The following is a 21,879-nucleotide window of genomic DNA, read 5'->3' on the forward strand; positions in this document are numbered from 1 at the left end:
TTAATGAATTTGAATTATTTTGCTAATATAGCTTTTGCTGTCATTTAGGAAGAAAACACTATGACATTAACAAAGAATCCAAATCCTTATTCTGCAGAAACAGCATTTCATGATGGCAGGTTACGCCAAGCTCAATTGAAAATGCTTACGATGCTTGGAGTGGTGGATTCTATTTGCCTTAAACATGGGTTGGACTACTGGCTTGATGCAGGAACTCTTTTAGGAGCAGTTCGCCATCAAGGTTTTATCCCTTGGGATGATGATGTAGATATTGCCATGCCGCGCGCCAGTTACGAACAATTTCTACGTATAGCACCAACCGAAATTCCAGACTGGATGTGGCTGCAAACAATTCATAGCGATCCCGGTTATTTTAATATGGCTACTCCTTTAAAAATCCGAGACCGCACCAGCCGCTTTATCGAAAAACATGAAAAAGGCAATGAACCCTATATACAGGGTATATTTATTGACGTGTTTGTCTACGACACCATGCCTGTAGATCCAAAACAACGCAAACGATATAAATTTTATGCTAAAAAGCTATCTCGTTTGTTAAGTTCTAAATACAGTAAAGTAAAAATAGGACACTATCCTGGATTTTATAAAGCTATAGCCTCAATCTTACCTAAAAACTTGCTTGAGTTTTGTTTGCAAAAAATTATTCAACAAGCAAATACCAATCCAAGCCCTTATATAGGACGCGGTTATAATTGTGTTGGAAGAAATTTAATTAAGAAAGATGAAATATATCCTTTACAACGCGTTCTCTTTGAAACAAAAGAACTTAATATTCCCAAAAACGCTGAAACATTTCTCATCCAGCAATATGGTGATTATTTGCAATTACCCCCTGAGGAACAAAGAGTCATGAGGCATTGCAAAGAGCTTATTCCTCACCTGGAAGAAACCGCCTAAAGCGCCCCACTCTCGAGTGATTCTGAATCATTGACAGATAATCATGCAATCGGTTACAATTGTACCCAATATCGAACAAGCACATCATACAAGAGGCTTAAACACATCATGGACATTATCTCTTAAGTACGCCCCAAGCGCCGGGCAATGACGAAAAGCAGTCGCACTAACTGCCCATTCAACTACTTAAGTGAGTTACATGATGCATCAGCCAATTCAAATTAAACATCTTTGTCTTTCTTTTCCACACAAAACATGTTTTGAGGACTTTAGTGGCCAAATTTCCTTTGGCAACCGGATTGCGATTATTGGACGCAATGGTTGCGGAAAATCAACCTTATTAAAGCTGCTTGCGAAATTACTTGAACCCACTGATGGGGAAATCCGTTTTCCTAAAGAATTTAACATAGGATATGTTCCACAAGTTATTGAAGAATTTGTTTCATTGAGCGGAGGTCAACGTTTTCATAAATTATTAACCCAAGCACTGGCATCGGATCCGGATCTGTTATTGCTCGATGAACCCAGCAACCATCTCGATCGCAACAATCGCCGTTCATTGATGAGAATGCTCGCTGATTATAGAAAAACCTTGATTATAGTGACTCATGATATTGAATTGCTGCAAACCACTGTAGATACAATTTGGCATATCGATCATGCCGTCTTGCATGTTTTTACAGGTTGTTACGACGACTACTTGCGAGAAGTTAATATTCAGCGTAATGCAATTGAGGAGGAAATTGAAGATTTGAGTCGCCAGAAAAAACAAGTACATATGGATTTGATGAGAGAGGAGGCACGAGCCAAGAGCAGTAGAGTTCAAGGTGAAAAACACATTCAGCAGAGAAAGTGGCCTACCATCGTTTCTCAGAGTAAAGCACGAAATGCACAAGAGACTTCAGGCCGCAAAAAAAGCGCGATCAATTACAAAAAACACGAGTTGACTCAGCGTCTATCTGAGCTTTATGTGCCTGAGATCATTTACCCTAAGTTTTCTATTCATGGAATGAAAACGAATGAGACTCTAGTCACGGTTCGTGATGGAACTGTCGGTTATGAAGAAAACAATCCAATTCTAAGTCAATTGAGTTTCACAATAAAAGCACGAGAACGAATAGCAATTCATGGGGATAATGGCTCAGGTAAATCCAGTTTACTTAAAGCCATTTTGGATAATCAGTCTGTAATAAAAAAAGGAACTTGGATCGTACCTCATCACCATGAAATAGGAATCCTAGATCAGCACTACAACACATTAGCTCCAAATAAAACAGTTTTTGAGGTTATAAGTTGTTTATCGAAGGATAAATCCTATTCCGAAATTAGGAAGCATCTGAACGATTTTTTATTTCGTAAAAATGAAGAGGTTGAGGCATTGGTTTCTACTTTATCGGGTGGAGAAAAAGCACGACTCTCCTTAGCACAAATTGCCGCAATGACGCCCAAATTACTTATTTTGGATGAAATGACCAATAACCTGGACAGAGAAACACGGGCCCATGTAATCCAGGTACTCAAAGCGTATCCGGGCGCAATGATTGTTATTTCCCACGATTCTGATTTTTTAAACGCGATTCAAGTAACAAGCGGGTATGAAATTAAGAATGGTTTATTACATTCCTTATAGTACCTAAAACAGAGTAACCATATGAATAAAAAAGACATTTTATTAAGTAAATTTTTCCTAAGTCTGATTAAGCCCTACACTGCGTATGTTATCGGATTATTATTTACCGCCGTGTATTGGGGAATTAACAACACGCTTTCACCCTATGTGTTAAAACTTATCATTGATAAGGTTGCCGCATTCTCAGGGGATAAATCCGCTGTATTGAGTGCGATAAAGCCCTATATAACCGTATATATTACTCTGTGGATCCTGATTGCCATTGATATGCGTCTTTCAGACTGGTTCCGATTAAAATTATTTCCCTATATACGTTATGACTTGATAAATAACATGTTTGCCTATTTGAATCAGCATTCACATCGTTTTTTTCAAAATAACTTTGCAGGCAGTTTGTCCAATAAAATCTCTGATATGACTGCAGGGACTATAGCAATTTTTACCACGATTGATGATGCAGCAGCTCAAGTTGTCGGGCTCATCATCGCAATCATCAGCCTACTCCTGGTACATCCTGTATTCGCCTTCATATTATTTATCTGGGCGATTGTGTTTTTGGGAATCGCAATGATTTATTTCAAACCCGTACAGGATCTGTCAAATCTATTTGCCACCAGCAAAACAACACTAGTAGGAAAAATGGTTGATAGCATAAGCAACATCACCAATTTACGATTGTTCTCCAGATCGGCTTTTGAAAATCAATTAATTCGAAATTCTGCCCAAGATACCACAAATAAAGATCAGACCATGCAAAGGACTATTTTGAAAATGCGCTCCTATTGGGACATAAGTATTATCGTGCTCATTGCCACTAATTTATACGTCCTGGTAGATATGTACAGTAAAAATCAAGTCTCAATCGGTGATTTTAGTTTTATTATCTCCTTGTCCATCAGCATTTTTTATAATTTATGGTATCTCGCCAGTCAATTTGTGTTGTTTGCGGAGGAGTTGGGTAAATGCAGACAAGCCCTAACCTTGATTTCAGAGCCACATGAAATTACCGATAAATCCGATGCACAACCACTTACCGTAACTCAAGGTAGAATTGAATTTAAAAATGTGAGCTTTCACTATGATGAAGGAGCCCATCTTTTTAAAAACAAATCCGTGGTGATTGAGCCCGGCCAGAAAATTGGTCTTGTTGGCTTATCTGGTTCCGGAAAAAGTACTTTTGTTAATCTGATTCTTCGTTTGTTTGATGTGGAATCTGGACAAATTTTGATTGATGGAACAAATATTCGCGACGTTACCCAAGAATCATTGCGCGAAAACATTGCGATGATTCCGCAGGATGTGACTTTATTTCATCGCACGCTCATGGAAAATATTCGTTATGGTCGCATTGATGCAACGAATGCAGAAGTCATAGCGGCATCCAAAAAGGCACATTGTCATGAATTTATTTCCTTACTTCCTGAAAAATACAATGCGTTAGTGGGTGAACGTGGAATTAAATTATCAGGGGGGCAACGCCAGCGAATCGCAATTGCTAGAGCGATGCTAAAAAATGCACCCATTTTAATTCTGGATGAAGCAACTTCTGCTCTAGATTCATTGACTGAGAAATTGATTCAGGATGGCTTGCATCTGTTAATGCAAAACAGAACCACTATTGTGATTGCGCACCGCCTCTCTACCTTATCGGAAATGGATCGAATTCTGGTCTTTGATAAAGGTCGAATTATTGAAGATGGTTCGCATGAGGAACTGATTAAGATACCAAGTCATTACAGTCACATGTGGCAAATGCAAGCTGGAGGATTTTTGCCAGATAAGATGTAAACAGTGACAGTAATAGTTGTAAGGTGGATTCTGTCTCAGAAATCCCTAAACCGGTTTTATTGCACTGAGACTACAATAAAGAATAACACTCGATAAATGGAATTGGAGTGCACTAATTATGGATTGGAATAATCGAAGCAATCAGTTTAGGAACTATATACCTCGATCCCGCGGACAAGCTGCGGGACGTTGGGAGAAGCGGGGTAGAACGGGACAGGTTCGGAACCGAGCTGGAATGGTTTTCCACGAAGGGTAAAAAATACCAGCCCTGCCCCCAGTCCGATAATTATGTGTTTAAATTGCAACGGGTTCACTAACTGCAGATTTACTTCGTTCATGCTGCAGGAACAGTTCAGCAAGCGCATCTGGGGAGGCATCTTTTTTAGCATCAATCGCTTTTTCATTCCATTTAGGAATACGAACTGATTTAAAGAAATTATCTTCAGCTTGTTCAAAGCGTTTATCAAAATGGACTGTATAGAGCTTGCCAAATCCAGAGATTTCTCCTTTTTCATTAGTCTCTAACTCGACAATGGCTTTTTGAGTTGCAGTTTTGGCTTCTAATTTTGAACCCTTTACTCCCTCTTCCAAGAGTTTTTTTGCTTCTTCAAGCGTTTCTGAAAAAACGACTTCATGACCTAATGAATAGCCACAAACATGTTCATAAGCCATTGCGTGAAAGGGTGAAACTAAATAAGAGGTCAAATCGGTAAAATTATCACCTACCTTGGTGTATGCAGGACTAACTATTGCGTATATTTTGCTCATTTTATTCCCTAAAATTTAAATATATAAAAATAAAAGTCTGGTTGAATTGACTTATTCTCCATAAATGCGCAGAAAAAACCGTTGCAACGTCTAAAAATTCCGATGTTAAATTGACAAGTATTTATAGCCTGCATCAAGCTTTAATCCAAATTACAAATACTTGTCAATTCAGCACTGAAAAAAACATTTGCAGTAAAAGTAACCAGTTTTTTCGGATTAAATATTATCACATTTGTTTTTTTTGTATATAAGATTACTGCTATCTGTTGGCATAATTCCAACATTGGAAGATTGGACATAATCCACAGTGCAGATGAAATTCTTCAGTAAATGCGCCACATAGCACGGGTCTTGGTTATTATCCAAGACCCCGACTATAACTTAACTTACAAAGGTGAGTTTATCTTTGATTTCTTTAGAGCTTGTGACCGCCAATGCATTACTTGTATCTTTCATGACCTTAAATAAGGTATTAGGTTTCTTAACCTGCACAACTGCAAGATAAGGCTTGCTCTCGGGAATATTTTCTAGCTCGGTCCCAACCACTTTTTTATCAAGATACTTTGACGCCTCTTCTTTATCCTTAAATAGGGTCAAGTTAGACTGGAATGATTTTTTAATTGTTTTAGTACTTGGAGTGATGCGGCGAACATGGGAGGATTTGTACTTAACACATTGTACGTTTTGACCGACTGCAAACAGTCCTTGTACATCTTCATTTACAATACCCAATTTTTTGGAAATTTTTTCATCTTTTAACAGCAGGTTCACTTTTTCTAAGTGCTCCTGGGAGAGGTTACGTAAATTCAGTACTGATTTTAAATCGAGATAGGATACTAATATTTTCAGGACTTCATCCGGTAAAATGGCTAATAAACCATTTAATTTCACTTTTTCCATCGGTTTATTTTTTGATTTCACCAACTTACTCAGCACGTCAATTAATTTCATGTTCACCTCGATATGTACAAAATAAATACAATTATATCAAAATTAAATTAAGTCATTATTAAGCAAGTAAAATTGGATTCCAGGACAAAAATTAGGTTACTTAATATTGCCTTAAGAAAATTTAATTAAAATACGCTTAATCATTATTCAAATATTCATCAGATAATTGTTGCGTGTCTGTACTGAATGGAGGACTGGTAAAACTTATTAACTAAATCAATAGCAGATTTTTATGTTGAGATAGATATTTAAGTGAATCAGTGCTTTTTTTTGTATCGGCTAATCCGAAATAGCAGTTGCATAAAACCCATAGATACCTACCAATGGCTTCCACTTCCTATTAGCAACTATACGTTGTCATTAGCACTGAGAAACCATAAATCTCATCTCAATTTAATATTTAACCGAATAATTTTTATAAAGGTATTAAAATGGCTATACGTTATTTATCGTTTGATTTTGATGGATGTTTATTTAATTCAAATTATATTAAAGCAGACCATGGTGGATTTACAAAACATCTTGGGGATGCTGTGCTAATCCACAACAGAGCTTTCCTCGATCAAATTAAACTCGAAAACGCTGATTTTGATGAGGTTTATGCGTTGATTGGCTCCAATAGACAATCCTATGAGTTGGATTACGCTAATATGGGCGGTCCAACCACATTTAAAGGATCATGTTTTCCTGCGATTAAAACCATATGTGAGGATTTGGATGTTAAGTTTAATCCATTTCTTATTGCTGATGTGACAGGAAATCTTCCTCATGGAACTTCCTATAATTTAATTATGCAAGAAATTAAGGACAACTCCTATTTTGAGGATCCTAAGCAAAGCCATGCTACCTGTGATATGGATGACACCAAAAGAAGCCTTCTATTTGCTCAGGTTCAAAACGCAGCTGCAAAACATCCTCAAGAAGAAATTATTTTTGATTTTTTTGATGACCGAGATGATATTTTATTCGGATTGTCTGATCTTTTTAAGAACCATCCCCATTTGCTTCCTAAAAATGTAACTTTACGCCTTAATAAATACACAGGGGCAGATGTTAATCTCTTAACGTCACTCAAGGGAACAGGAGAGCTTTATTCAGATTATTGCGAGCATGTAATTAACATGTTAGAGGCGAGTTGTAATTGGTATGTATTCGATGAATATTTAGCAAAAATACAAACTGGAGTCGGCGAAACATCTTCCATAGACGTTACAGAGGTAACAGCAGAAAATCATTCTAACATCACTGAACTCGCTGAACCTTTAGCATCAGTTGGACCAGAAATGGCCACCGTTGAATCTACGGAAACCATCGACGAAACCGAAGAACTATCTAAAGAAAAAGAAGCCCCTGAGATGACCTATGAATTGAGTGGACAATCTGTGGACTACATGGATACATACGACCTTTTGGAGGAGTATCTAGGAGAAGCAGAGACAGATTCTTATGATTCTATTAGTGATACTTCCGAGTCTACCTCAGATGACAGCGATATTGAGTTTGACATAGAAAATGGCTCAGAAAAAGAAACTGAAGCGCAATCTTATGCTTTAGGTGATCTCTCTTTTGATGACTCAGATAAAAAGAACAGTCCTGAGTTGGTTGAAGCTCATAGTATAGAAAATCACGCCGGTATAGGTAAACCAATTGTTGCGGCTGAAACTGCCACGAGTCATTCGAATTCAGCAATCGAACAAGCGGGAACGAGCGCGATTAGGACACAGGAGTTAAATCTAAATCCAGCAAGTAATCCTGGACGTAATCAGTATGCTTTTCATAAGCCAGCCCAAATCAATAGAGCGCCAATGAAGCTGCCCACAGACAATTTGTGCAATTCCAGTTCTTGCTTAGTATCTTAAGATTTAATATCTCATCTTCCTTAATGATGTTTCACGTTATGGTGAAACATCATTAATTCTCTTGGCAAATCTCAAACGGAAAAAACCAATATTAAAACTACTGGATATACGCCGGCTTACCCATGATATAAGTTGCTTTAGTATCATCTTCAGATCCTAAAAGCCACAACAATTTAAAAAATTACTTACTTTTTATTTTTGGATCCACATTACTTTAAAAAATACCAACCAAAACAATGAGCACGGAGAGTAATTTTCATTCACTCATCTATACTCAAAATAACCCAGTCATATTTTTATTTGCAGGATGCAATCTGGGCTGACAAAAAAGGAGTTTTTTTATGAAACTTAATTACTTGGTTGCCCCGCTCATCTTAGTACCACTTTGTGTCTTCAGCCAAACCCATGATGATGTTACCACATTAACCATTTCACAAAATCCGGAGAATAAAAACAGTCAAGTTCTCACCTACTCTAATGAGGCAGATAATTTAAAACAAAATAAATCGTTCACTCGCAGTATGGATTATCCAACGCAAATTATTCGTATGGAAAAAAATATAGAAAATCAGCAACTCTCCTGCGATGAGGTAAATAATCAAATTGATAAAATCTTAGTACAACATATAGTGAATGAACAATTTACTTATGCTATTTATATTAGTTGTTATTATGACCCACAAACCAAATTGGCGACCCAATTTGTTATCAGCAGTTATTTTGATCCGTTAAGTGATGAAGCCATTGCTTATTTAGAATCCTACCTCAACAAATACAATGGTACTAATTTGTTAGGAACACAATATACGATTGAGTCTGCAAAAGGTCTCATCATTTCCTTAGATATTGCTGCAGGAATGAAAAAAAAACCCAACAGACCTCCTTTTACAGAATATAGAAAAGACCATAGTAACTTTTTTTTCAAAAGCAACTATGAAATGAAAAACAAGCTGTTTGGTGATATTTATCAAAACTTCTTCACTCAAGACCCAGATAAAATACTTCCTTTTCTAGATAAATGGATTTCTTCTCACGCCAGCTCCTTTTATAAAGCGGTCTTAAGAGATTCGAATTATGTTGAATTACAACCTGAAAAAATTTTCCTCATGGAAAATGACGAAATATTTGTATCGAACTTTAAACAATATTTTGCACATTTCTGCGAGCCCTATGAAAATCATAGATGCTTGAATCCAGCAGGAAAAATTAACAATGAGGATAACGACTCAACAGTAGCTTCTTAAATGATGAACCCGGGTTACAACCCGGGCTCCTTATGCTACCCAAGTGACAATAATTTTATCCCAACTCAGGTTCATATGGAGATACTTTTCTGGGTTTTAACTCACCCTGTTCTTCGGCAATTGCTTTATCATTCACAATTTTGGTCACACATGCATCAGACCAAACATTTAACGCTGTTTCCAGCATATCAATTAAACCATAAAAAGGTAAGATAACGCCCATAAGGACAATAGGAACATTCATACTCGATAGTAAACTAACGCTCAGAAAGAAACATCCCATGGGTACACCGGCATTACCGATGGCCGCTACTGTAGCAACGAATATCCATAAAACCATCGTGCCATAAGAAATGGGCATACCATGACTCTGCATTAAATAAATTACCGTAGCAAAAATAAAGGCGGCGCATCCGTTCATATTAATACTAGTGCATAAAGGTAAAACAAAACGGCTTACTGAGGGCTTTACTTGCAAATTATTTTCTATAGTATTCATGGTGACCGGCAAGGTCCCTACTGAAGACTTAGAGAAAAATGCTACTGATAATGCAGGAAGCATAGAACGCATTGCTGCAAATGGCTTAACCTTATTCGTTTTTAACCACAGAGGTAATATTACAAAACCTTGAATGAGGTTTGCTAAAACAACGATCAATAAATACTCACCTATCCCTTTAATATCCATTCCTGAGCGCAACTGTACAACCGTGGAAGTAATAAAACCAAATAATCCCAATGGAATAATGGTGATGATCCAACGAGTCATTACCAAAAACATCCCATGAGCACCACGGAAGAATCGCGTAATCGTTTCCCGAGACTCCTCCTCAGGAATTTGACGCACTGCAATACCGATAATAATACTTAAGAACAGTACTCCTATTACTTGCTGTTCGAGAAAAGGAGATAATAAATTGGTAGGAATAATATTTGCCAAATATCCTAAGTAACCCAAACTACTTGCTGATTTGACTGTTTGCGCATCCAAATTAACCTGGACAGTGCTGGGTTGGATTAAAATATAAAGCAAGCAACTAATCATGGCAGCCACTATAGTCGTAGAAAAAGTATACTTAAGTGTTCGCTGCCAAATTTTCTTCATGAATCCATCGGTCTTGTAATTGGCTAGAGTTACAATGATAGATAGAGAAATAATGGGCAAGCTAATGCATTTAAACAGCTTAATAAATAAATCAGAAATTAATAATCCTACCTCTTTTAAAACAACGATATTGGACATCCCGCTAAAGATACCTAAACCAATCATTAATGCATAAAGCACCGGAGTGCTGAGGAGGAGTTTTTTTTGTTGATGTGCTGCACACATGTTAATAATCCTTAAAAATCAATAAAGTAAAATGAAAAGATTAAATTAACAGCAACAACAAGAAACGAGTTTGAAGTAAGCAAGAGTTGAGCGATGAGTTGTTTGCTTGGAGTGAGTCACCATAAAAACCTTATATTTTCTGATCAAAAAATGCACAATTAGAGATATTCTAACACATCATGCTTGTTCGTCAAGAGATTTTAGAATCTGGCGATCCATCAGTCAACCAATTCAAGACAATTGATTTGTTGCTTGAAACGGATGATTCGGCGATAAGCATCCTCTATACGTTTGGAAGTTATTTTTTGCTCGAAAACCAAACGTTCAATCATCTCAATTACTGCTGTTGCCGTAATTTTTGCTAATTGGTTTGCAAAGATCAGCATATCAGCCCCCGCATTGATTGTAAGGCATAAGGCATCCTCAAGTGAATAATGATCGGTAATTGCTTGCATTTGCAGGTCATCTGCAATGATTACTCCATCGTAGCCCATTCTTTGGCGCAACAAGCCAGTTAAAATATGGTGAGATAACGTTGCAGGTAACCCCTCATCATCCAACTGCTTATTTATCACATGCGCGGTCATGATCATAATTGGATGATAAACATCTCGGACAAGCTGATAGTAAGGGACTAACTCATCTTCATGAAAGGTATTGGTAACATCTACAAACCCTTCATGGGTATCACCTAATGCACTGCCATGACCTGGGAAATGCTTATAGCAACATGCAATACCATACTGCTCGAAAACTTCCACAAATGCTCTGGCCAAACGAACTACTTCCTCAGGATCGCCTGAAAAACTACGTTGTAAATTACCAATAATCCCCTGCTGATCTTGCAAATGCAAATCAACAACGGGAGCAAAATTAAGATTAAAACCCAATGATTTTAATGTATATGCCATTTGCGTCAACTCAGCCTTCAAATCCCCAGGGGATAATTGGCCCATGTTGTAGGCATTCATAGTCGGCATGGATCCTTCAACTCGAGACAAGCGATCAATGCTCCCTCCTTCATAATCTATGGCAATTAGTAAAGGCAACCCGTTATTTTTGAAATTGACTTCTGCCGAATGGTAATAATAATTGAGTTGATGAGTTAAACGTTTGATTTGGGTTTGGTTTTTTAAATTATTACCGTAGGACTTTGTAGAAGCATCCTGATCAAATAATAAAACACCGCCTAATCCATCTGAAGACAGCCATTCCGCTATAGGACTCTTGGCATGTATATCACAACCGTCAAATCCCATAACTAACATCTGACCAATTTTATTTCTTAGAGTAATCATCAGTCGCTCCGTCAACAAATAAGAAAAAAAATTTCTTAAAGAATAGTTGATGTTGTAGTAAGTGAATCATACACAAAGATAAAAATTAATGCCATTTATATCTTTTTTGGCGGTATTGCTGGGATATCATTAAAATCACAACTGCAATTACCTGGGGCATTAGGAGGAAGAGGAACTAATGCAAAATCACTTGAATAACAAACGGTCACGTTCCAAGCTGAATCCCCAGGGTTAATGGTATTAGGTAAGGACCAATAATTTTTGGCAAGATAAGTTTTACCCTCATCACTTTGCCAAAAAATTGGAGAAAAACGAGCTTGATACATTAATTTTTGGCCCGGCTCACAAGGAAATGTTTGGCGTGTCCAGGATTTTCCAACTGGAACAGTAATTGTGGTTAAAATTTTAGCGCTCACGGCATCCATTACATCTACAGATACATCATATTTGATCCAACAATTATCTTTAACGAGAGTGTAATAACAAGTAATCTCCGCCCAAAGCGAGCTTGAAGAGATGAGGCTGGAAATCAAAATAAAAGTTCGTACTAACATAATTCAATCCTTTTACAGAACGTTTCACCGCTTTTCTTTTCAAAAGTAAGAAAATCTGCAAACCAAATAGTAAAGTCTTTAGGCGCCTATTTATTCATAGTATATACAATAACGATTATAAGTTACGAATAAGTTACAAATTTAGGTCAATACAGGGTTGATTTTATTATCCGACCTGTATAAGCTTGCCCGAATTGGGAGAGATGGCCGAGCGGTCGAAGGCGCACGCCTGGAAAGTGTGTATACGGCAACGTATCGAGGGTTCGAATCCCTCTCTCTCCGCCAAATTTGATAAAAAGGCGCTTAATTCATCATCGAAGTGTTTGTTGCTTTTTTATATTTAATATTCCCATAGGTGCTTTTGCAGTGATGGAACTGAAAATCCTGATTTGTGGGTATGCAAAAGTATGATTATGAACAATTCATTTAGGGATATGGCATATGAAATTAATTGTAATAGGAATTTTATTATCATTTAATGCGATGGCTGGCGATTATTTCCCTAAACTAACATCACAAGATCAACCATGGTCTGTTACTGCTAGCGCTGGCACAGGTACTTATCAGGTAACATCCTCCAGAGATAAAAATGTCCCCATAGGTCGATTAGCACTGGCCAATGAAATGATGCTGGCTGGCAATATTGCATTAGGCTTGGAACTAGGACTACAAACGGGTACTCGAATAAAGCTTAATATTCCCCAAGAAGCTTTTCATGCTCTGAAAAGATGGATTCCTATGCAAACCACGCTTGCTCCTACCTTGGATTTATTAATTACATCTAAAAGTGATCCTCTGGGAAATAGTTCTTTTTTTGCTCAACTAAAAGGTGGGCTTGCCTATAGACATTGGCGAGACGAGCGGGTTCCTCTTAATGATATTTCCCAATTAGCAGGTGAAATACAAGCAGGTTTTGGTTATCCGATTAGTGCTTTGGCCAACTTAAGCTTATTATATCAAGGAATCTTCAGTGGCAATGGACCCAATTTTCATTTTGAAACCTACTCCAAAAGAGAACAATTATCTAATATCCCCACCTTACATGCCGTTCTTTTAGGATTGTCTGTTAATCTATAAAGATAGTTGTTCCTAAAGGCAAATGCACCGAAGCTACAATAGACTATAATGTAATCAAAACGGATCTACTTCTCTATCGAAGAGTAGCATGGAGTACTATTATGAAAGAACAACATTACGCCTACAAAATCACTCACGGCACAACCAGTTTAAATTGTCCTCATTCCGCCCTGAAAAACGATAAAATGGTGGACCTATTAAAAGAAATAGAACACCAACATAGTGACGGGATATTTTGGATATTTAAACAATTTGGTGATCAAGCTCAAGAGCCCCTGTGCATTATAGACTGTTCAAAAAAACGAATTTACTTTCATTATTCCGGCGAAGTCGAAGACTTAACGGATGCTATAGCAAGTTTGAGCCATTAATTTGCTCTCCAAGATAGACGAGAAACATTTCAAACCAGAGAGTTTAATATTTTTTTATTTTGAATTAATCTGATACAAATCAACTCTAGACAAATGAGAGTTTTTTAGTCACTATTCCAGTCGATTTTATCATGAAAAGAGAATAGTTATGTCTTTAAAAACTAAAATAGTTGTTTTAAGTTTGATTCTGTTCAACTTATTGCCCCATGCTTATGCCGCTTCTTCAGCAAGGCATGCGGAAAGTGACACCGCCCTCCAAAATGCTGTTTTATTCTATATTAACAAATACCGGCAGCAACATGGCTTATCCAAACTTACAATGGATAATAATATTGTAATTCAAGCAAAACAACACTCCCAGGATATGGCCAACCATCGTATGCCTTTTGGTCATCAAGATTTTGGAAAACGCATTAAAAAACTACGTTCACAAATTAAAAATACTGGCGGTGGTGCCGAGAATGTTGCGTACAACTATAAAACTGCTGAAATTGTAGTGAGCCAATGGGTCAGAAGTCCAGGCCATAGGAGAAACATTGTAGGAAATTATAACTTGACGGGTATAGGAGTTGCCCGTGATAAACAGGGCAAACTGTACTACACCCAAATTTTCCTACAAACAGGAAAAAATCCTAGAAGTTACACAACAAGAAGACCCTACATTGGCGTTCCCTTCTTTGGCATTAAACGACATAGTTAAGTGAGAAATTAAACCCTGTAGCGCAGCAAAACCCTGTACCCCCGTAATTAGATCTGAGTTTTGCTTCGTTGCACCGCGGTTATTGCTAAAGTCCGCGTTTTATTTTCTACATGAATTCAATAACCTAGTTAAACCGTTTTTAACTTTAACGAAATCTTTGCAAAAAACCAGGAAAATCATGTGGCATTAACACTGAGAGTGGCCTATCATAAAACCATAGACAGTACACATTGTTCAGCCAACATTATTTACTTTGGGAGCCAGATTGAGAGTGCGGTGAGCAAGCTTAGCATGTACTAAGAAGCCTAAAACACTCCAGAGGAGTCCACCTTGGTAAAAGGACTGTACTCAATCTTACTGTCTATCCCAAATTCCAAAAAGGGCGTATTAAAATAATATGCCCTTTTTTATTTACTCCTGAAAACAATCTATGCCCTTATGCCCACAACTTAGAACCGATCCAGATGGTAGATACTTACAATCTTATAATCATTCATTATCAGTTTGATTGCCTTTTTTCACCTATAATTACTATAATCAAACACTTAAAGACTGAGTTCGTATTATAATTAATACATACTATAAAATGGACTTAGATTATATGGATCTTTTATTGCTCTTACTTATCCTGTTCTTTTTCACTTTATCCTTCGGATTAATAAGATTTTATGATGATTTATCAAGGAGTGAATTATGAGCTTGTATTTAATCTGTGGAATTATCGCCTTCGGCTTGTTAGTTTTTTTGTTAGTTGTATTATTCAAACCTGAATTATTTTAAGCCATGGATTAAATTAGACATGGGATGGACCCTTATGACAAAGCCTGGTTTGCTACAAATTGCATTTTACCTACTTTTTTTGTTGTTCCTTGTAAAACCATTGGGTTGGTACATGGCACGAGTGTATCAGGGCCGTCCTTGCTTTTTAGACATTATATTAAAACCTTTCGAACACTTAATCTATAAGATTTGCGGCATCCATGCTCAAGAAGATATGGGATGGAAAACTTATTTAGCAAACATGCTTTTTTTAAACTTATCAGGATTACTGGTTGTTTACCTCGTGCAACGTCTTCAATTCTATTTGCCATTGAATCCTCAAGGATATCACTCTCCCTCGCCTGATCTTGCATTTAATACTGCCATAAGTTTTACCACCAATACCAACTGGCAAGCTTATAGTGGGGAAACGACAATGAGTTATTTAACTCAGATGTTTGCACTCACAGTACAAAACTTCATTTCGGCCGCCACAGGGATGTCTTTATTAGTTGCATTGATACGGGGCATCATAAAGCACGAGAGTAAGGGGTTAGGAAATTTCTGGGTAGATACCGTCCGCGGAATTCTCTATATCTTATTGCCTTTGTCGCTGATTTTTGCACTTATTCTATGCTCTCAAGGTGTCATTCAAAATTTTAAACCTTTTCAAAAAATTACCCTCAGTCACCCATTTACCTACCAACAGCCTGTAACAAAAGCCATGGGACAAGCATTAGATAGCCAAGGCAATCCCAAAACAATACCAATAACCGTAACTGAGCAAATCATACCCATGGGGCCGGTAGCATCACAAATTGCCATAAAGCAGCTCGGTACTAATGGTGGGGGTTTTTTTAATGTCAATTCGGCTCATCCATTTGAAAATCCCACTCCATTGAGCAATTTTTTGGAGATGGTAGCAATCTTACTAATTCCTGCCGCTTTTTGTTTCACCTTTGGCACCATGGTGCATGATAAAAGACAAGGCTGGGCAATCTTAATAGCCATGTCCATTTTGTTTGTTCCATGTTTACTGTTTGAAATTGTAGTCGAGCAAAAAGGAAATCCTGCATTTCACCATCTGGGGATTGATACTACTCCTCAATCTGAATTTTACCCCGCTGGGAATATGGAGGGCAAAGAGACCCGTTTTGGAGTTGTTAACTCGGCAATTTGGGCAACAGCTACCACCGCAACTTCTAACGGCTCTGCCAACTCCATACTGGATTCATTTACCCCTCTAGGCGGAATGATCCCTTTATGGATGATGCATTTAGGTGAAGTTAGTTTTGGAGGAGTGGGCTCTGGATTATCTGGAATGCTCATGCTGATCATCCTCACTGTATTTGTTGCCGGGCTAATGGTGGGCAGAACCCCTGAATACCTAGGTAAAAAAATTGAACCTTATGAAATGAAAATGGCATCAATTGCTGTATTAATTATGCCTCTTATTGTCCTCATAACGACCGCGTATGCTTCTGTAACTCACGTTGGTGTAAACTCCATAACAAATCCCGGCGCCCATGGTTTTACAGAAATACTCTATGGATTTACTTCGATTGGGAACAATAATGGCAGTTCTTTTGCTGGCTTAAATGCCAATACCCCTTTTTATAATATTGTTGGTGGTATCCTCATGTTAATTAGCAGATATTGGCTGGCTATCCCCGTTCTTGCCCTTGCTGGTTCGCTGGTTAAGAAAAAACGTATTCCAAATAGTTTAGGTACTTTAGCCACTCATACACCACTCTTTGTTACTTTATTAGTTTATATTGCGATCGTTCTAGGGGCGTTGTCCTTTTTACCCGCTCTTGCCCTTGGCCCTATCGTGGAGCATTTGATGCTTTGGGGGAAATATGGCTACTAAATCAAAGTCCATTTGGGATTTTAGTATTATACGAGGTGCCTTACTTGACTCTTTTTACAAATTAGCACCCCATGTTCAAATAAAAAATCCGGTAATGTTTACAGTTTATATAAGTTCAATTATTACCACGATTCTCTTTATACAAGCATGCTTAGGCAAAGGTGAAGCACCAACTTTTTTTATTCTCGCCATTAGTTTGTGGCTTTGGTTTACACTCTTATTTGCCAATTTTGCAGAAGCTATGGCAGAGGGTCGTGGCAAAGCTCAAGCGCAAGAGCTACGACGAGCACGTCGTGAAATTCAAGCTAAAAAATTGGCAAAGGCATCTAAAAATGCAAAATTTACCATAATTCCCTCCGTGAAATTACGTGCTGGGGATCTGGTCTTGGTTGAAGCAGGTGATTTCATACCGAGTGATGGGGAGATTATAGAAGGAATTGCCTCAGTAAATGAAAGTGCCATCACTGGAGAAAGTGCGCCTGTTATTCGGGAAAGTGGAGGAGATCGTAGTGCAGTAACAGGAGGTACACAAATTATTTCTGATTGGCTTATTATTCGCATCACCTCTAACCCGGGGGAAACATTCTTAGATCGGATGATTACCCTAGTTGAAGGAGCGAAAAGACAAAAAACACCCAATGAGCTCGCATTAACTATTTTACTTGCAGCATTAACTATTGTTTTTTTAGTGGTTTGTAGCACTCTACTTTCTTTTTCAATTTATAGTGTCTCTGTAACTAAATCAGGTTCAGCAATTTCAATCACGGTACTTGTTGCTCTTTTTGTTTGCCTTGCCCCCACAACAATTGGAGGATTACTTTCTGCCATTGGTATTTCAGGTATGGATCGAATGATTCAAGCCAATGTCATTGCCTTATCAGGACGAGCAGTTGAGGCTGCAGGTGATGTCGACGTTTTGATACTTGATAAGACAGGAACTATTACTTTAGGTAATCGGCAGGCAACAGAGTTTGTTCCTGCAGAAGGTGTTGATATTAATGATCTAGCCGATGCAGCCCAATTCGCCTCACTTGCTGATGAAACTCCCGAAGGCCGCAGCATTGTTATTCTTGCTAAAAGAAAATATAAGTTACGTGGTAGAACTCTTGCCCCATTACAAGCAACATTTATTCCATTCACCGCACAAACACGGATGAGTGGCGCAAATATCGGCGATCGCCAAATTCGTAAAGGATCATCGGAAGCAATCGAAGAATACATCAACCAGTTAGGAGGATATGTTCCTGACAACGTGAAAGAAAATGTGGAGATTATTTCACGACAAGGAGGAACTGCACTGGTTGTTACAGAAGGCCCAAAAGTTCTAGGCATTATTCGTCTTAAAGACGTTATTAAAGGTGGAATTCGAGAGCGTTTTGCACAACTAAGGCAAATGGGAATTAAAACCATCATGGTAACTGGAGATAATCCTCTAACAGCTGCCTCAATTGCTGGTGAAGCTGGAGTAGATGATTTTCTAGCGAATGCAAAACCAGAAGACAAACTTACATTAATACGTAACCTACAAGCTCAAGGTCATTTAGTTGCAATGACTGGTGATGGAACGAATGATGCACCGGCACTTGCTCAGGCAGATGTTGCTGTGGCAATGAATACGGGAACACAAGCAGCAAAAGAAGCGGGTAATTTGGTCGATCTGGATTCAAACCCCACTAAATTAATTGAAGTAGTAGAAATAGGAAAGCAATTATTGATGACGCGCGGTGCTTTGGCTACGTTTAGTATTGCCAATGATATCGCTAAATATTTTGCCATTTTACCGGCCGCCTTTGTAAGTACTTATCCTGTGCTCAATGCATTCAATATCATGAATCTGGCAACTCCGCAGACGGCAGTGTTATCTGCTGTAATTTTTAATGCAATAATCATTGTTCTTCTTATACCTTTAGCTTTGAGTGGTATTAAATACCGACGTCTTCCTGCCGCAGAACTTCTGCGAAATAACGTCTTCATCTATGGATTAGGTGGATTTATAGTTCCTTTTGTTGGAATCAAAATAATCGATCTAATCTTAGTCGCCTTAGGTTTAACAGGATAAAAAATGATTAAAGAAGCTCTAAAACAAATAAAAACAGCTTTAATATTTCTGCTCCTTTTCTCTTTACTGACAGGTTTAATTTATCCTGCAGTAGTTACAGCATTAGCTCAAATATTTTTTCCTTATCAAGCAAATGGCAGTTTATTACTGGTTGACTCCAAACCGATTGGTTCTGCATTAATTGGACAATACTTTGATGCACCCGATTACTTCTGGGGACGCCCTTCTGCCACCGTTCCATTTCCTTATAACGCAGCTTATTCTTCTGGATCAAATATGGGGCCTTCAAACCCAAACTTTTTGGCAATCGTAAAACAACGAGTCTCCAAACTGCAGCAATACAATTTGGAAGATCCAACGATGATGAAAAAGCAACTTGTTCCAGTTGATTTAGTTACTGCATCGGCGAGTGGCCTGGACCCGGAAATAAGTCCGCTAGCAGCCTACTATCAGATACCGCGGATCGCTAAAGCACGTCATATTTCAGAACAAGAAATTCAAAAATTAGTGAATCAATTAATAAAAAAACGTACCCTTCATCTTTTAGGAGAGCCACGAATTAGTGTGTTGGAGCTCAATTTAGCATTGGATCATATAAGGACAAATTAATGACAGATAAACGCCCGGATCCCAATGCATTATTACAACAAGTTATCGAGGAAGAGCAACAAAAGCAACGTGGCAAGCTGAAGATCTACCTTGGCGCGGCCCCAGGAGTAGGAAAAACTTATTCGATGCTTCATGAAGCAATGGGAGAACAAGCTAAAGGATTAGATGTAGTAGTAGGTATTGTCGAATCTCATGGGCGTATTGAAATTGAAGAACTACTTAAAGACTTCATAGTTTTGCCTAAAATAACCATTGAATATCACGGTAAACAGTTACAGGAATTTGATCTGGATGCTTCTTTAAAAAGAAATCCAGGATTGATTCTTATCGATGAAATGGCACATACCAATGTAAGCGGTGTACGGCATAAAAAACGCTGGCAAGATATTAAAGAATTACTCGACCGGGGGATTAATGTCTATACCACGCTCAATGTTCAACATATAGAGAGCCTCAATGATGATGTCTCACAAATTATTCATGCACCGATTCAAGAAACTGTTCCTGATGTCATGATAGAACGAGCCAATACCATTGAGTTAGTTGACTTAGCACCGGAAGATTTATTAAAACGTCTTTCTGAGGGCAAAGTTTACCTTCCCAGACAAGCCCGACTTGCTGCTGAATTTTATTTCCGTAAAGGCAATTTAATGGCCTTACGTGAATTAGCATTACGCACTCTGGCAAAACGGGTAAATACACAGGTACTTTTATACAGACAAGGTCAAGGCATTAAACATATATGGCCAATCATGGAAAAGATCCTCGTTTGCGTGGGGCCTGGTCCGGAGTCGCATAAACTGATTCGAGCAGCAAAAAGAATGGCCTCAAGTTTGCAGGCAGATTGGATTGCCGTATATGTAGACTCGACCCGCACTCAAGTATCGAGAACCCAAAGAAATCAAGCCTTAAAGAATTTATTTTTTGCAGAGCAGTTGGGAGCTGAGACTCATATTTTAAGGGGTTATGACCTCGTTAAAGAAATTATTAATTTTTCCCGAGAGCAAAATGTCACCTTGATTATGATTTGTAAACAGATTCGTACTCGTTGGAGAAATTTTTTCTTTCGTAGTTTGGCAGATGAAATTTTACGTTACAGTGGTGAAATCGATGTTTATACCATGACCGAAAGGGCAAAAAAATCAAGAAAGAAATCGTTGGCCACACCCATGACCTCCTGGCTCTATTACGTTTTATCGACCTGTATTGTTGCAGTCACAACACTCATTAATTATTTAATTTATCCTTTAGTTAATGATACAAGTTTAACCCTAACTTATTTAATTGGAATGACGTGTATTGCTTTATTAGGACGCGCTGGTCCTGCAGTTTCAGGAATTTTTCTCAGTATTTTAGCGTATAGTTATTTCTTTATTCCACCCTATTATAGTTTCTTAATTCTCCAGTCAGATTATTTTTTCACCCTCGTTATGATGCTTATTATGGCATTAATTATTTGTCAATTAACCTTAGTTACTCGTCGTCAATCAGAAGTTGCACGTCTTGCAGAATATCAAACTTCAGCTCTGTATACTTTAAGTCGAAGATTATCCAGAACGCGAGGGATCGTCCGCTTGCTTCGTACTGGGATTAATTATATTTCAGAAATTCTTCACTGCGAAATCATCGCCCTATTACCAAAAAATGGCCGTCTTGTTGTTCTTGCAAGAGCAAAATCGCATCAAGAGTTGGATGAAAAAGAATACAGTATTGCTCAGTGGGTATTCGAGTTAGGGCAAAAAGCTGGATGGGGAACTGATACCCTCTCGTTTTCTAATGCACTTTTTATTCCATTACTCGGCGCACGAGGCACCATGGGCGTTTTAAGAGTCCAACCGTCTAAGGATAATGATTTCACTACACCGGAAAAAATACAACTCTTAGAATCATGTGCCAATCAAATTGCTTTAGCTTTAGAAGTGGATAGTTTGCAAGAGGAGCAAAATAAACCCACTACTTCCTCACTATGAGGTTCCAATAGTTATAATTGAAGCCTGAATTCATCGACACCCGGAAATATTCTACAACACTAGGTTCTGCTATACTGCACTGACTACAATTTCTGTGTTACTCATTATAACTCTGGAAAATCAT

General features: G+C 38.0%; 18 protein-coding genes, 1 tRNA gene and 1 other RNA gene. 15 read left to right on the forward strand and 5 right to left on the reverse strand.

Annotated elements, in window-relative coordinates:
- Positions 1–60 precede the first annotated feature (60 nt).
- From ACWTE2_RS04130 to ACWTE2_RS04140, 3 genes are all read left to right on the forward strand, one after another.
- Positions 61–918, forward strand: coding sequence for a LicD family protein (locus tag ACWTE2_RS04130; protein ID WP_454784272.1), 858 nt, complete (start codon positions 61–63; stop codon positions 916–918).
- Between the two features lie 199 nt (positions 919–1,117).
- Positions 1,118–2,548: an ABC-F family ATP-binding cassette domain-containing protein gene (locus ACWTE2_RS04135; RefSeq protein ID WP_454784273.1), complete on the forward strand. Its 1,431-nt coding sequence runs from the start codon at positions 1,118–1,120 to the stop codon at positions 2,546–2,548.
- A 21-nt stretch (positions 2,549–2,569) separates the two neighbouring features.
- Positions 2,570–4,336, forward strand: coding sequence for an ABC transporter ATP-binding protein (locus tag ACWTE2_RS04140; RefSeq protein WP_454784274.1), 1,767 nt, complete (start codon positions 2,570–2,572; stop codon positions 4,334–4,336).
- 294 nt (positions 4,337–4,630) lie between these two features.
- Here ACWTE2_RS04140 and ACWTE2_RS04145 read toward each other — a convergent pair whose 3' ends face one another.
- On the reverse strand, positions 4,631–5,104 hold the full coding sequence (locus tag ACWTE2_RS04145) for a hypothetical protein (RefSeq protein WP_182391232.1): 474 nt from the start codon (positions 5,102–5,104) through the stop codon (positions 4,631–4,633).
- Positions 5,105–5,485: 381 nt separating this feature from the next.
- Positions 5,486–6,055 (reverse strand): hypothetical protein, encoded by a 570-nt coding sequence (locus ACWTE2_RS04150; RefSeq protein ID WP_454784275.1) that lies wholly within the window; start codon positions 6,053–6,055, stop codon positions 5,486–5,488.
- A gap of 431 nt (positions 6,056–6,486) precedes the next feature.
- On the opposite strand from ACWTE2_RS04150, the gene ACWTE2_RS04155 reads away from it, so the two are divergent.
- Together ACWTE2_RS04155 and ACWTE2_RS04160 are read left to right on the forward strand one after the other, a co-directional pair.
- Positions 6,487–7,914, forward strand: a complete 1,428-nt coding sequence (locus ACWTE2_RS04155; protein ID WP_454784276.1) for a hypothetical protein — start codon at positions 6,487–6,489, stop codon at positions 7,912–7,914.
- Positions 7,915–8,255: 341 nt separating this feature from the next.
- Entirely contained in the window at positions 8,256–9,158 is a 903-nt protein-coding gene (locus ACWTE2_RS04160) for an Lpg0189 family type II secretion system effector (RefSeq protein WP_454784277.1), read from the forward strand.
- Positions 9,159–9,213: 55 nt separating this feature from the next.
- Here ACWTE2_RS04160 and ACWTE2_RS04165 read toward each other — a convergent pair whose 3' ends face one another.
- From ACWTE2_RS04165 to ACWTE2_RS04175, 3 genes are all read right to left on the reverse strand, one after another.
- Positions 9,214–10,488, reverse strand: a complete 1,275-nt coding sequence (locus ACWTE2_RS04165) for a dicarboxylate/amino acid:cation symporter (RefSeq protein WP_454784278.1) — start codon at positions 10,486–10,488, stop codon at positions 9,214–9,216.
- 218 nt (positions 10,489–10,706) lie between these two features.
- On the reverse strand, positions 10,707–11,786 hold the full coding sequence (locus ACWTE2_RS04170) for a glycoside hydrolase family 3 protein (RefSeq protein WP_454784279.1): 1,080 nt from the start codon (positions 11,784–11,786) through the stop codon (positions 10,707–10,709).
- Positions 11,787–11,881: 95 nt separating this feature from the next.
- Positions 11,882–12,340, reverse strand: a complete 459-nt coding sequence (locus tag ACWTE2_RS04175) for a hypothetical protein (protein ID WP_182391238.1) — start codon at positions 12,338–12,340, stop codon at positions 11,882–11,884.
- 197 nt (positions 12,341–12,537) lie between these two features.
- On the opposite strand from ACWTE2_RS04175, the gene ACWTE2_RS04180 reads away from it, so the two are divergent.
- From ACWTE2_RS04180 to ACWTE2_RS04225, 10 genes are all read left to right on the forward strand, one after another.
- A tRNA-Ser gene (locus ACWTE2_RS04180) sits at positions 12,538–12,625 on the forward strand.
- Positions 12,626–12,781: 156 nt separating this feature from the next.
- Positions 12,782–13,417, forward strand: coding sequence for a hypothetical protein (locus ACWTE2_RS04185; protein WP_454784280.1), 636 nt, complete (start codon positions 12,782–12,784; stop codon positions 13,415–13,417).
- Between the two features lie 101 nt (positions 13,418–13,518).
- Positions 13,519–13,788: a hypothetical protein gene (locus tag ACWTE2_RS04190; RefSeq protein ID WP_182391240.1), complete on the forward strand. Its 270-nt coding sequence runs from the start codon at positions 13,519–13,521 to the stop codon at positions 13,786–13,788.
- 148 nt (positions 13,789–13,936) lie between these two features.
- Positions 13,937–14,488, forward strand: coding sequence for a CAP domain-containing protein (locus ACWTE2_RS04195; RefSeq protein WP_454784281.1), 552 nt, complete (start codon positions 13,937–13,939; stop codon positions 14,486–14,488).
- A gap of 215 nt (positions 14,489–14,703) precedes the next feature.
- A non-coding RNA gene (gene ssrS / locus ACWTE2_RS04200) (6S RNA) lies at positions 14,704–14,855 on the forward strand.
- A gap of 326 nt (positions 14,856–15,181) precedes the next feature.
- Positions 15,182–15,268 carry a potassium-transporting ATPase subunit F gene (locus ACWTE2_RS04205; protein WP_220471025.1) on the forward strand — a complete coding sequence of 29 codons (87 nt, stop codon included), beginning with the start codon at positions 15,182–15,184 and terminating at the stop codon, positions 15,266–15,268.
- A gap of 34 nt (positions 15,269–15,302) precedes the next feature.
- Entirely contained in the window at positions 15,303–17,117 is a 1,815-nt protein-coding gene (kdpA, locus tag ACWTE2_RS04210; protein WP_454784282.1) for a potassium-transporting ATPase subunit KdpA, read from the forward strand.
- On the forward strand, positions 17,107–19,176 hold the full coding sequence (gene kdpB / locus ACWTE2_RS04215; RefSeq protein WP_454784283.1) for a potassium-transporting ATPase subunit KdpB: 2,070 nt from the start codon (positions 17,107–17,109) through the stop codon (positions 19,174–19,176). Before kdpA ends, kdpB begins: the two co-directional genes overlap by 11 nt.
- A 3-nt stretch (positions 19,177–19,179) precedes the next feature.
- Positions 19,180–19,785, forward strand: coding sequence for a potassium-transporting ATPase subunit KdpC (kdpC, locus tag ACWTE2_RS04220; RefSeq protein ID WP_454784284.1), 606 nt, complete (start codon positions 19,180–19,182; stop codon positions 19,783–19,785).
- Positions 19,785–21,755, forward strand: coding sequence for a DUF4118 domain-containing protein (locus ACWTE2_RS04225; RefSeq protein ID WP_454784285.1), 1,971 nt, complete (start codon positions 19,785–19,787; stop codon positions 21,753–21,755). Before kdpC ends, ACWTE2_RS04225 begins: the two co-directional genes overlap by 1 nt.
- The last annotated feature ends 124 nt before the right edge of the window (positions 21,756–21,879 follow it).

It is taken from the genome of Legionella nigrisilvae (assembly GCF_977063395.2).

What these genes read in the sequence shown, in the direction of transcription:
- kdpA (WP_454784282.1), top strand. Translation starts at nt 15,303, where the DNA reads ATGACAAAGCCTGGTTTGCTACAAATTGCATTTTACCTACTTTTTTTG.
- ACWTE2_RS04165 (WP_454784278.1), bottom strand. Translation starts at nt 10,488, where the DNA reads ATGTGTGCAGCACATCAACAAAAAAAACTCCTCCTCAGCACTCCGGTG.
- ACWTE2_RS04225 (WP_454784285.1), top strand. Translation starts at nt 19,785, where the DNA reads ATGACAGATAAACGCCCGGATCCCAATGCATTATTACAACAAGTTATC.
- ACWTE2_RS04160 (WP_454784277.1), top strand. Translation starts at nt 8,256, where the DNA reads ATGAAACTTAATTACTTGGTTGCCCCGCTCATCTTAGTACCACTTTGT.
- ACWTE2_RS04145 (WP_182391232.1), bottom strand. Translation starts at nt 5,104, where the DNA reads ATGAGCAAAATATACGCAATAGTTAGTCCTGCATACACCAAGGTAGGT.
- kdpB (WP_454784283.1), top strand. Translation starts at nt 17,107, where the DNA reads ATGGCTACTAAATCAAAGTCCATTTGGGATTTTAGTATTATACGAGGT.
- ACWTE2_RS04190 (WP_182391240.1), top strand. Translation starts at nt 13,519, where the DNA reads ATGAAAGAACAACATTACGCCTACAAAATCACTCACGGCACAACCAGT.
- ACWTE2_RS04205 (WP_220471025.1), top strand. Translation starts at nt 15,182, where the DNA reads ATGAGCTTGTATTTAATCTGTGGAATTATCGCCTTCGGCTTGTTAGTT.
- ACWTE2_RS04175 (WP_182391238.1), bottom strand. Translation starts at nt 12,340, where the DNA reads ATGTTAGTACGAACTTTTATTTTGATTTCCAGCCTCATCTCTTCAAGC.
- ACWTE2_RS04185 (WP_454784280.1), top strand. Translation starts at nt 12,782, where the DNA reads ATGAAATTAATTGTAATAGGAATTTTATTATCATTTAATGCGATGGCT.
- kdpC (WP_454784284.1), top strand. Translation starts at nt 19,180, where the DNA reads ATGATTAAAGAAGCTCTAAAACAAATAAAAACAGCTTTAATATTTCTG.
- ACWTE2_RS04130 (WP_454784272.1), top strand. Translation starts at nt 61, where the DNA reads ATGACATTAACAAAGAATCCAAATCCTTATTCTGCAGAAACAGCATTT.
- ACWTE2_RS04170 (WP_454784279.1), bottom strand. Translation starts at nt 11,786, where the DNA reads ATGATTACTCTAAGAAATAAAATTGGTCAGATGTTAGTTATGGGATTT.
- ACWTE2_RS04195 (WP_454784281.1), top strand. Translation starts at nt 13,937, where the DNA reads ATGTCTTTAAAAACTAAAATAGTTGTTTTAAGTTTGATTCTGTTCAAC.
- ACWTE2_RS04140 (WP_454784274.1), top strand. Translation starts at nt 2,570, where the DNA reads ATGAATAAAAAAGACATTTTATTAAGTAAATTTTTCCTAAGTCTGATT.
- ACWTE2_RS04135 (WP_454784273.1), top strand. Translation starts at nt 1,118, where the DNA reads ATGATGCATCAGCCAATTCAAATTAAACATCTTTGTCTTTCTTTTCCA.
- ACWTE2_RS04150 (WP_454784275.1), bottom strand. Translation starts at nt 6,055, where the DNA reads ATGAAATTAATTGACGTGCTGAGTAAGTTGGTGAAATCAAAAAATAAA.
- ACWTE2_RS04155 (WP_454784276.1), top strand. Translation starts at nt 6,487, where the DNA reads ATGGCTATACGTTATTTATCGTTTGATTTTGATGGATGTTTATTTAAT.